An 11484-nucleotide genomic window follows, 5' to 3' on the forward strand; every position below is an offset into this window, starting at 1 on the left:
GGGAACCTCTGCGGCCGAGGGGCGTCTGCACCTGCACGGCGTCGGAATGAGAACGGGCTCGCGCCGCTCCGAAAACGGCATCCGCTGGTCGCCGGCAAAGACCACTATGATTGAATGCGACACAGCGGGTACTGAATGCGACCCCGCCTGCACTGGTTGCGACCCACCCTGTAGGCGACGGATGCGTCCTGTTTCATGATCGTTCACGAATTGCCCGCTGAGGGCCGCTACCGGTCGGCCCGATACAGACAGACCGCCGCGCCCTTCGGGGTAGCGCCGGCGCCTTACCCTGCAGAGGAGTTCGCTATGAAAGGTTGCAAGTCTTGGCTGCTGGCCGTGTCTCTGTGCGCACCGCTGGCAGCCCAGGCCGCGGAGCCCGAATCCTGTGCGTCGGTGCGTTTCGCCGACGTCGGCTGGACCGACATCACAGTGACCACCGCGGTCACCCGCCAGGTCCTCGAGTCCCTCGGCTACAAGACCAAGGTCAATCTGCTCTCGGTGCCGGTGACCTACCGCTCCCTGGCCAACAACGACCTCGACGTATTCCTGGGCAACTGGATGCCCACCATGACCAACGACATCAAGCAGTACGCCGAGAAAGGCACGGTCGAGACGCTGCGCGCCAACCTGGAGGGCGCCAAGTACACCCTGGCGGTTCCCCAGTACGTCTACGACGGCGGCCTGCGCAGCTTCGCCGATATCGCGAAGTTCTCCGACAAGCTGGGCAACAAGATCTATGGCATCGAGCCGGGCAACGACGGCAACCGCGTCGCCCAGAGCATGATCGACAAGAACGCCTTCGAACTGGGCAAGTTCAAGTTGGTGGAATCCAGCGAGGCGGGCATGCTCTCGCAGGTGCAGCGGGCCATCCGGCGCAACCAGTGGGTGGTGTTCCTCGGCTGGGAGCCGCACCCCATGAATACCCGCTTCCAGATGAAGTACCTGGAAGGCGGCGACGACTTCTTCGGCCCCAACTATGGCGGCGCGACCATCTACACCAACGTGCGCAAGGGCTACGCCCAGGAGTGCGCCAACGTCGGCCAACTGCTGAAGAACCTCAGCTTCACCCTCGAGATGGAGAACAAGCTGATGGACGCGGTACTCAACGAAAACAAGAAACCCGAGGAAGCCGCTAAGGCCTGGTTGAAGGATCACCCGGAACAGCTGGATGCCTGGCTGGCCGGTGTCACCACCCGCGACGGGCAGCCTGCCGCAGCCGCGGCCAAGCTGGCGTTCGCCAAGTAGGCGACCGGTCGTTCATTTCCCGCTCTTGATGGACCCTGATTATGTTCCTGACTGATCACAAGCTCCCGCTGGGAGAGCAGATCGCCGGTTTCGTCGACTGGCTGACCCTGCATGGCGCATCGTTCTTCGACAAGATCTCCGACACCCTGGAGTTCCTCATCCATGGCGTCACCAACGGCTTGCTCTGGTTCAACCCGTTGGTGCTGATCGCCTTGCTGGTAGGGCTGGTGCATTTCATCCAGCGCAGCTGGGGGCTGACCGTGTTCGCCCTGGCCTCGTTGCTGCTGATCCTCAACCTGGGCTACTGGCAGGAGACCATGGAAACCCTCGCCCAGGTGATATTCGCCACCCTGGTGTGCATCGCCGTGGGCGTGCCGCTGGGCATCGTCGCCGCGCACAAGCCGTGGTTCTACACCGCGCTGCGGCCGTTGCTGGACCTGATGCAGACGGTACCGACCTTCGTCTACCTGATCCCGACCCTGACCCTGTTCGGTCTCGGCGTGGTGCCGGGCCTGATCTCCACGGTGATCTTCGCCGTCGCCGCGCCGATCCGCCTGACCTGCCTGGGTATCCAGGACGTGCCGGCGGAGCTGCTCGACGCCGGCAAGGCCTTCGGCTGCTCGCGCTGGCAACTGCTCACGCGCATCGAGCTGCCGCACGCGATGCCGAGCATCGCCGCCGGCATCACCCAATGCATCATGCTCTCCCTGTCGATGGTGGTGATCGCCGCGCTGGTCGGCGCCGATGGCCTCGGCAAGCCGGTGGTGAACGCGCTGAACACCGCCGACATCTCCCTCGGCTTCGAAGCCGGCCTGGCCATCGTCCTGCTCGCCATCCTGCTCGACCGGGTGTGCAAGCAGCGCGCCGTGAAGGGGAAATAAGCCATGACCGCGATCCGATTCGACCATGTGGACGTCATCTTCGGCACCCACACCAAGGAAGCCCTGAAGCTCCTCGACCAGGGCCTCGGCCGCGCCGAGATCCTCAAGCGCACCGGCCAGGTGCTCGGCGTCGAGGACGCCTGCCTGGACGTCAACCGCGGCGAGATCTGCGTGCTGATGGGACTTTCCGGCTCCGGTAAGTCGAGCCTGCTGCGCTGCATCAACGGCCTGAACAAGGTCAGCCGCGGCAAGCTGCTGATCGAGCACGAAGGTTCGCAGGTGGACATCGCCAACTGCTCGCCGGCGACCCTCAAGGCCATGCGCACCAAGCGCATCGCCATGGTGTTCCAGAAGTTCGCCCTGATGCCCTGGCTGACGGTGGCCGAGAACGTCGGCTTCGGCCTGGAAATGCAGGGCCGTCCGGCCGCCGAGCGGAAGAAGCTGATCGACGAGAAGCTCGAGCTGGTCGGTCTCTCGCAGTGGCGCGACAAGCGTCCCGACTCGCTCTCCGGCGGCATGCAGCAGCGCGTCGGCCTGGCTCGCGCGCTGGCGATGGATGGCGACATCCTGCTGATGGACGAACCGTTCTCCGCCCTCGACCCGCTGATCCGCCAGCAATTGCAGGACGAACTGCTGGTGCTGCAACGGCAACTGCACAAGACCATCGTGTTCGTCAGCCACGACCTCGACGAGGCGCTGAAGATCGGCACCCGCATCGCGATCATGAAGGACGGCCGGATCATCCAGCACGGCAAGCCGGAAGAGATCGTGCTGAGCCCCGCGGACGACTACGTGCGTACCTTCGTCGCCCATACCAACCCGCTCAACGTGCTGTGCGGCCAGAGTCTGATGCGTGGCCTCGACCAGTGCATCCGGCAGAACGACGAGATCTGCTTCGACCAGGGCCGCGACTGCTGGATCGGTCTCAGCGAAGGCGACGTGCTCAAGGGCGCGCGCCAGGGCAGCAACGTCATCGACCTGCAACGCTGGCGCCAGGGCGACCCGGTGGAGAAGCTGCGCCGCGAACCGACCCTGGTGGATGTCAGCATCCGTATGCGCGATGCCCTGCAGATTCGCTACCAGACCGGCCACAAGCTGGTTCTGCAGGAGCAGGACAGGGTGGTCGGGGTGCTCGGCGACAGCGAGCTGTACCACGCGCTGCTGGGCAAGAACCTCGGCTGACCCCCAAGGCCCGCTCGGGACCGCTGCGAATGCCCGGCGCTGCCGGGCATTCGCGTTTATCCTCCGCGCTTTTTCCGTCTGTTCTTCCTTTCGCACGCTCCCGCGCGCCGGTTCCTGCGGCATGCGCCGGGCGCCGGGCGGCAGAAAAGAAAGGCCCGGCGAAACGCCGGGCCAAGTACGCACCTGATTGGCGAGGGCGCCCTAGCGGCGCCGGATTCAGGTCTGGTGCTGGGTTGGCGCCGGCACTGGCTGGTAGGTGCGGCGGTCGCCGACCTGGGCCTCGTAGTCGGCGCGCATGGCCTTGTGCAGGCCGAACATGAACAGGATCAGCACCGCCGAGAACGGTAGCCCGGCGAGCACCACGACGGTTTGCATCGCCGTGAAGTTGCCGGCGAACAGCAGGCCGATGGTGACTAGCGTGACGACGGCCGACCAGAGGATGCGCAGCCAGTTCGGCGCGTCCTCGTCCAGCTCGCCGCCGCTGCGCGAGAGATTGGCCAGCATCACCGAGCCGGAATCCGCCGGGGTGAGGAACAGCACGAAGCCGACGAAGATCGACAGGCCGATGACGATCTTCGACAGCGGATAGTGTTCCAGCAGCAGGTAGATCGACATCGACGGCTGTTCCAGCGCGGCCTTGCCCAGGTCGGTCGCGCCGTGGTTCATCACCAGGTCCAGGGCGCTGTTGCCGAATACCGACAGCCAGGCCAGGGTGAAGCCCAGCGGGATCAGCAGCACCCCGCAGACCAGTTCGCGCACGCTGCGACCACGGGAGATGCGGGCGATGAACATACCGACGAAGGGCGCCCAGGAAATCCACCAGGCCCAGTAGAACAGGGTCCACAGGCCCAGCCATTCCTCGCTCTTGCCGGCGCCGGCACCGGTGTAGACGTAGAGGTCGAAGGTCTTCAGCACCAGGCCGTCGAGATAGTCGCCGAGGTTCTGTACGAAGCCGTTGAGCAGTTCCAGGGTCGAACCGCAGACCAGCACGAACAGCAGCAGCGAGCTGAACAGCACGATATTCAGGTTGGACAGCCGGCGGATGCCTTTCTCGATACCGGAGACCGCCGCCAGGGTGGCGACCAGGCTCATCACGAGGATCACCGCCAGCAGGGTGCCTTTGCTGTGCGGCATGCCGGTCAGGTACTCGAGACCGGACGACACCTGCAAGGCGCCGATGCCCAGGTTGGTCACCAGCCCGAGAAGGGTGACGAAGATGCCGAAGCAATCCACCGCGTGGCCCGCGGCGCCTTTCACCCAGCGCTCGCCGAGGATCGGATAGAGCGCCGAGCGCAACGCCAGCGGCTGGCGATGGCGGTAGGCGAAATAGCCGACGGCGAGGCCGACCAGGGCATAGATCGCCCAACCGTGCAGGCCCCAGTGGAGGAAGGTCAGTTGCAGCGCCTGGCGCGCCGCCTGAGGGCTGCCGGGAACGCCTTCGGGCGGGTGGTAGAGGTGGTCGATCGGCTCGGATGCGGCGAAGTAGAGCAGCGAGATGCCGATCCCGGAGGAGAACAGCATGCCGGCCCAGGCGCCGTAGCTGAAGTCCGGCTTTTCATGCTCCTCGCCGAGCTTGAGGGTGCCGAAGCGCGAGAAGGCCACCCAGGCGACGAAGAACAGGTAGGCGCCGATGGCCAGCATGTAGTACCAGCCGAAGCTGTGCGACAGCCACGCCTGGATGCGGCCGAGCAAGGCTCCGGCGCTGTCGGGATAGAGGATGAGGGCGGCGGTCAGAACCAGGATCAGTGCGGTCGAGCCGAAGAACACGATCGGATTCAGACGTACCTGCTCGTTTGTTTTTATTGGCGAAGCAGTACTCATTGGAGGATGACCCCATGGCAGTGAAAGCATGGCGGCTTATGGCCGCGGACTACAGACACAGCATTGCCACCCCACTTGAAGCCCGGATTCTGCGATCCTTGGCGGACTTCGGCGACGAGGTGATGAACGGCGCGGGCCAGGTTGCACGCAGGCTGGGAGCCGCTCATGGACGCCGAGCTTATTCTTAGTTGATTGAACGTTCAATAAAAACAAAATAGACTGGCCACCAATGACGTCGGTCGGTGCCCGCACGCACCTATCGACGAGAGGAGATAGCAATGCCCAAGGTCGGTATGCAGCCCATCCGCCGCTCGCAACTGATTCACGCCACCCTGGAGGCGGTCGATCAGGTCGGCATGGGAGACGCCAGCATCGCCCTGATTGCCCGCCTGGCGGGTGTTTCCAACGGCATCATCAGCCACTACTTCCAGGACAAGAACGGCTTGCTGGAAGCGACCATGCGGCACCTGCTCAGCGCCTTGAGCAAGGCCGTACGCGAACGCCGCGCGGCGCTCTACGACGACAGTCCGAGGGCGCACCTGCGAGCGATCGTCGAAGGCAACTTCGACGACAGCCAGGTCAATGGTCCGGCGATGAAGACCTGGCTGGCGTTCTGGGCGACCAGCATGCACCAGCCGGCACTGCGTCGATTGCAGCGGGTCAACGACCATCGCCTGTATTCGAACCTGTGCTACCAGTTCCGCCGCCAGCTCTCGGCGGACGACGCCCGCGCCGCGGCACGCGGCCTGGCGGCCCTGATCGACGGCCTGTGGTTGCGTGGCGCGCTGACCGGCGACGCCTTCGATACCGACGAGGCCTTGAACATCGCTTACGACTACCTCGACCAGCAGTTGGCAAAACAGTCGGGGTAGGGACGAAAACCCCCGCGGCGCCGCCTTGCGCCTGCGATACCGATAAGAGAGGACTGCAACATGGCCCGATTCGAAGAACAGAAGCTCTACATTGGCGGTCGCTACGTGGAGGCCAGCAGTGGCGCCACCTTCGAGACCATCAACCCGGCCAACGGCGAAGTGCTCGCCAAGGTCCAGCGGGCTTCCAGGGAAGACGTCGAGCGGGCCGTGCAGAGCGCCGTCGAGGGGCAGAAGGTGTGGGCGGCGATGACCGCCATGCAGCGCTCGCGCATCCTCCGTCGCGCCGTCGACATCCTCCGCGAGCGCAACGACGAACTGGCCGCCCTGGAAACCCTGGATACCGGCAAGCCGCTGGCGGAAACCCGCTCGGTGGACATCGTCACCGGCGCCGACGTGCTCGAGTACTACGCCGGCCTGGTCCCGGCCATCGAAGGCGAGCAGATTCCCCTGCGCGAAACCAGTTTCGTCTACACCCGCCGCGAGCCGCTGGGCGTGGTCGCCGGCATTGGCGCCTGGAACTACCCGGTGCAGATCGCCCTGTGGAAATCCGCCCCGGCCCTCGCTGCCGGCAACGCGATGATCTTCAAGCCCAGCGAAGTCACCCCGCTGACCACCCTCAAGCTGGCCGAGATCTACACCGAGGCCGGCGTGCCGGACGGCGTGTTCAACGTGCTCACCGGCAGCGGACGCGAAGTCGGCCAGTGGCTGACCGAGCACCCGCTGATCGAGAAGATCTCCTTCACCGGCGGCACCTCCACCGGCAAGAAAGTCATGGCCAGCGCTTCCAGCTCGTCGCTGAAGGAAGTGACCATGGAGCTGGGCGGCAAGTCCCCGCTGATCATCTTCCCCGACGCAGACCTCGACCGCGCCGCCGACATCGCCGTCATGGCCAACTTCTTCAGCTCCGGCCAGGTCTGCACCAATGGCACCCGGGTGTTCATCCACCGTTCCCAGCAGGCCCGCTTCGAAGCCAAGGTACTGGAGCGCGTGCAGCGCATCCGTCTCGGCGACCCGCAGGACGAGAACACCAACTTCGGCCCGCTGGTCAGCTTCCCGCACATGGAAAGCGTGCTCGGCTACATCGAGTCCGGCAAGGCGCAGAAGGCTCGCCTGCTGTGCGGCGGCGAGCGTGTGACCGATGGAGCGTTCGGCAATGGCGCCTACGTCGCGCCGACCGTGTTCACCGATTGCAGCGACGACATGACCATCGTCCGCGAGGAAATCTTCGGCCCGGTGATGAGCATCCTGGTCTATGACGACGAAGACGAGGCGATCCGCCGCGCCAACGATACCGAGTACGGCCTCGCCGCCGGCGTCGTGACCCAGGACCTGGCCCGCGCCCACCGCGCCATCCATCGCCTGGAAGCCGGCATCTGCTGGATCAATACCTGGGGCGAGTCGCCGGCGGAAATGCCGGTCGGCGGTTACAAGCAATCCGGTGTCGGTCGCGAGAACGGTCTCACCACCCTGGCTCATTACACTCGCATCAAGTCCGTGCAAGTGGAGCTGGGCGACTACGCCTCGGTGTTCTGAGCCTCGACGCAGCGCTCGAACCCCTAACCAGGCCGGTCCCAGGCAACGCTCCCTGACACCGGCCATTCCGAACTTCCAGACACCGGCGCGCCAGCATCGCGGCCGGTGTCATGCCGAGAAAAGAGGAAGGCCTGCATGTCCCAGGAATTCGACTACATCATCATCGGAGCCGGCTCTGCCGGTAACGTACTCGCTACCCGCCTCACCGAAGATGCCGACGTCAGCGTCCTGCTGCTCGAAGCCGGCGGTCCCGACTACCGCTTCGACTTCCGCACCCAGATGCCGGCGGCCCTTGCCTTCCCGCTGCAGGGGCGGCGCTATAACTGGGCCTACGAGACCGACCCCGAGCCCTACATGAACAACCGCCGCATGGAGTGCGGTCGCGGCAAGGGCCTGGGCGGCTCCTCGCTGATCAACGGCATGTGCTACATCCGCGGCAACGCCCTGGACTTCGACGGCTGGGCCAAGGAGCCGGGCCTCGAGGACTGGAGCTACCTCGACTGCCTGCCGTACTTCCGCAAGGCGGAAACCCGGGACATCGGCCCCAACGACTACCATGGCGGCGACGGCCCGGTCAGCGTGACCACGCCGAAGGCCGGCAACAACCCACTGTTCCATGCGATGGTCGAGGCCGGCGTGCAGGCCGGCTACCCGCGAACCGATGACCTCAACGGCTACCAGCAGGAAGGCTTCGGCCCCATGGACCGGACCGTCACCCCGGAGGGCCGTCGCGCCGCCACCGGGCGCGGCTACCTGGACCAGGCCCGCGGCCGGCCCAACCTGACCATCGTCACCCACGCCCTGAGCGACCGCATCCTGTTCAGCGGCAAACGCGCTATCGGCGTCTCCTACCTGGTGGGCAACGGCGACAACCCGGCCACCGCCCACGCCCGCCGCGAAGTATTGGTGTGCAGCGGCGCGATCGCCTCGCCGCAATTGCTGCAACGCTCCGGCGTCGGCCCGGCGGCCCTGCTGCGCGACCTGGACATCCCGGCGGTGCATGACCTGCCGGGCGTCGGCGCCAACCTACAGGATCACCTGGAACTCTACCTGCAGTACGCCTGCAAGCAGCCGGTGTCGATCTACCCGGCGACCAAATGGTGGAACCAGCCGGCCATCGGTGCCCAGTGGCTGTTCCTCGGCAAGGGCCTCGGCGCCAGCAACCAGTTCGAGGCTGGCGGCTTCATCCGAACCCGCGAAGCGTTCGAATGGCCGAACATCCAGTTCCATTTCCTCCCGGTGGCGATCAACTACAACGGCAGCAAGGGCGTGCAGGAGCACGGCTTCCAGGCGCACATGGGCTCGATGCGCTCGCCGAGCCGCGGGCGCATCCACCTGAAGTCCAGGGACCCGCGCCAGCATCCGAGCATCCTGTTCAACTACATGTCCCACGAGCAGGACTGGCAGGAGTTCCGCGACGGCATCCGGCTGACCCGCGAGATCATGAACCAGCCGGCGCTGGACCCCTATCGGGGCCGCGAGTTGAGCCCAGGGGTGAACGTGCAGTCGGACGCCGAACTCGACGAGTTCATCCGCAACCATGCGGAGACCGCTTTCCACCCATCCTGCTCGTGCAAGATGGGCAGCGACGACATGGCGGTGGTCGATGGCCAGGGACGGGTCCACGGCATGGAAGGACTGCGAGTGGTGGATGCGTCGATCATGCCGCTGATCATCACCGGCAACCTCAATGCCACCACCATCATGATGGCCGAGAAGATCGCCGACAGGATCCGCGGTCGCCAGCCGCTGCCGCGCAGCACGGCGAAGTACTACGTGGCCGGGGATGCGCCGGTACGCGGCAACCCCGTGCGGGCCTGAGGAACGCGCAAACAAGAACGCCGGCGATAGCCGGCGTTCCTGCGTCTAGCCCCGGCGTGGCGGGACCGGGCGGGTGCGCCCGCTGCCATCGATGGCGACGAACACGAACACCGCCTCGGTGACTTTGCGCCATTCGCTGGACAGCGGGTCGTCGCTCCACACCTCGACCAGCATGCGGATCGAGCTGCGACCGACTTCCAGGGTCTGGGTATAGAAGGAAAGCTGGGCACCTACCGCGACCGGCACCATGAAGGCCATGCGGTCGATGGCGACGGTGGCGATACGGCCGCCGGCGATCTTGCTGGCCATGGCGGTTCCCGCCAGGTCCATCTGGGATACCAGCCAACCGCCGTAGATATCGCCGAAACCGTTGGTTTCGCGCGGCAGCGCGGTAATCTGCAAGGCCAGGTCTCCCTGGGGAATGGGGTCTTCTTGTTCAAGCTCGATCATAGGTAAGGGCCTCGTGCCCCCCGGATTTCTTGTTCAAGCGCGGTTTAGGGGAAAACTCTCCCAAAACGCCTGCCGGTGCAAGGTCTTGGGACAGCTTTCAGAGGCGCCCGGGCATTATATAGAGGAGTAGGGCGGCCGACGACCGCCCGGTTCTCTCTTCGACCGACTGTGTGGACATTCGTCGATTTGCTATGGTTTCGCTCCTGCGTCCCCGGGTCGCAGGTCGACACGCCTGCCGGTCGAACCCCGCTCATGCTTGCTGAACGAATAAAGAGAACAATCCCGACATGCCATCCGCGAATGCTCCCGAGGCGCCGGCCCAGCGTCCATTGACCCGCAGCGACTACAAGACCCTGTCCCTCTCCGCCCTGGGTGGAGCGCTGGAGTTCTACGACTTCATCATCTTCGTGTTCTTCGCCACCGTGGTCGGCAAGCTGTTCTTCCCGGCGGACATGCCGGAATGGCTGCGTCAGCTGCAAACCTTCGGCCTGTTCGCCGCCGGCTACCTGGCGCGGCCGCTGGGCGGCGTGATCATGGCCCACTTCGGCGACCTGCTCGGGCGCAAGCGCATGTTCACCCTGAGCATCTTCATGATGGCGGTGCCGACCCTGATCATGGGCCTGCTTCCGACCTACGCGCAGATCGGCATCTGGGCGCCCCTGGCGCTGCTCCTGCTGAGGGTGATCCAGGGCGCCGCGATTGGCGGGGAGGTACCGGGGGCCTGGGTCTTCGTCGCCGAGCATGTACCGGCACGGCATGTCGGTTATGCCTGCGGGACGCTGACTTCCGGCCTGACGGCGGGCATCCTGCTGGGCTCGCTGGTGGCTACTGCGATCAATAGCTTCTATAGCGCGACAGAGGTGCAGGACTACGCCTGGCGGATACCCTTCCTGCTCGGCGGGGTGTTCGGCCTGTTCTCGGTCTATCTGCGCCGCTGGCTGCACGAGACGCCGGTATTCGCCGAGCTGCAGCAACGCAAGGCACTGGCAGAGGAAGTGCCGTTGAAAGCGGTGGTCCGCGATCATCGTGGCGCCGTCCTGGTGTCGATGCTGCTGACCTGGGTGCTGTCGGCCGCGATCGTGGTGGTCATCCTGATGACCCCTACCGTTCTGCAGAGCGTATACGGCTTCGATGCCGCCACGGCGCTCAAGGCCAACAGCCTGGCGATCGTCTGCCTGACCCTTGGCTGCATCGTCGCCGGGCGCATGGCGGATCGTTTCGGCGCGGGGCTGACTTTCGTTGCCGGTAGCGTGCTACTGGCGCTGGTGTCCTGGAGCTTCTACGGCAACCTCAAGGCCCACCCGGACTGGCTCTTTCCTTTATATGCACTGACCGGCTTCTTCGTCGGCATCGTCGGCGCCGTTCCCTACGTGATGGTCAATGCGTTCCCACCGGTTGTGCGTTTCTCCGGCCTGTCCTTTTCCTACAACCTGGCCTACGCCATCTTCGGTGGGCTGACGCCGATGGCGGTGGCCCTGCTGCTCAAGCAGAGCCCGATGGGGCCGGCTTATTACGTGGTGACTCTGTGCCTGGTCGGCTTCCTCGTCGGGCTCTACCTGCTGGCGCAGAAAAAGCCGGCTGGCGAGGCGGTTTCGGTGGGGTGAAAGCGCTTCCGGCGGTTATTTGAATTATTTTTGAAATAATCGTTGACGCCAGTTTCTATCTCCCTATAATGCGCA

Annotated in this window: 9 protein-coding genes; 7 read left to right on the forward strand and 2 right to left on the reverse strand. The window is 65.0% G+C overall.

Translation table 11 applies throughout. The features are described from left to right. Positions 1-306: 306 nt before the first annotated feature. From HMPREF2581_RS03790 to choV, 3 genes are read left to right on the forward strand one after another with little or no spacing between them, the layout of a single operon-like run. On the forward strand, positions 307-1245 hold the full coding sequence (locus HMPREF2581_RS03790; RefSeq protein WP_003104841.1) for a choline ABC transporter substrate-binding protein: 939 nt from the start codon (positions 307-309) through the stop codon (positions 1243-1245). A gap of 41 nt (positions 1246-1286) precedes the next feature. Then, positions 1287-2126: a choline ABC transporter permease subunit gene (gene choW / locus HMPREF2581_RS03795; protein ID WP_003096692.1), complete on the forward strand. Its 840-nt coding sequence runs from the start codon at positions 1287-1289 to the stop codon at positions 2124-2126. Positions 2127-2129: 3 nt separating this feature from the next. After that, a complete protein-coding gene (gene choV / locus HMPREF2581_RS03800) occupies positions 2130-3308 on the forward strand; it encodes a choline ABC transporter ATP-binding protein (RefSeq protein ID WP_003096690.1) in 1179 nt (392 codons plus the stop codon). 216 nt (positions 3309-3524) lie between these two features. Here the strand turns inward: choV and HMPREF2581_RS03805 are convergent, their stop codons facing one another. Beyond that, entirely contained in the window at positions 3525-5075 is a 1551-nt protein-coding gene (locus HMPREF2581_RS03805) for a BCCT family transporter (protein ID WP_003142056.1), read from the reverse strand. Positions 5076-5407: 332 nt separating this feature from the next. Here HMPREF2581_RS03805 and betI point away from each other — a divergent pair, with 332 nt between their 5' ends. From betI to betA, 3 genes are all read left to right on the forward strand, one after another. Continuing rightward, positions 5408-6001: a transcriptional regulator BetI gene (gene betI / locus HMPREF2581_RS03810; RefSeq protein ID WP_003096684.1), complete on the forward strand. Its 594-nt coding sequence runs from the start codon at positions 5408-5410 to the stop codon at positions 5999-6001. 60 nt (positions 6002-6061) lie between these two features. Continuing rightward, complete coding sequence (betB, locus tag HMPREF2581_RS03815) at positions 6062-7534, forward strand: betaine-aldehyde dehydrogenase (protein ID WP_003142054.1); 1473 nt, start codon at positions 6062-6064, stop codon at positions 7532-7534. A 135-nt stretch (positions 7535-7669) separates the two neighbouring features. After that, positions 7670-9355 (forward strand): choline dehydrogenase, encoded by a 1686-nt coding sequence (betA, locus tag HMPREF2581_RS03820; RefSeq protein WP_003142051.1) that lies wholly within the window; start codon positions 7670-7672, stop codon positions 9353-9355. 45 nt (positions 9356-9400) lie between these two features. On the opposite strand, the gene HMPREF2581_RS03825 is transcribed toward betA, so the two are convergent. Further along, complete coding sequence (locus HMPREF2581_RS03825; RefSeq protein ID WP_003096677.1) at positions 9401-9805, reverse strand: acyl-CoA thioesterase; 405 nt, start codon at positions 9803-9805, stop codon at positions 9401-9403. A 287-nt stretch (positions 9806-10092) separates the two neighbouring features. On the opposite strand from HMPREF2581_RS03825, the gene HMPREF2581_RS03830 reads away from it, so the two are divergent. Further along, positions 10093-11409 carry an MFS transporter gene (locus tag HMPREF2581_RS03830; protein ID WP_003096675.1) on the forward strand — a complete coding sequence of 439 codons (1317 nt, stop codon included), beginning with the start codon at positions 10093-10095 and terminating at the stop codon, positions 11407-11409. Positions 11410-11484 lie beyond the last annotated feature (75 nt).

This window comes from Pseudomonas sp. HMSC057H01 (genome assembly GCF_001836405.1).
GTDB lineage: Bacteria > Pseudomonadota > Gammaproteobacteria > Pseudomonadales > Pseudomonadaceae > Pseudomonas > Pseudomonas aeruginosa.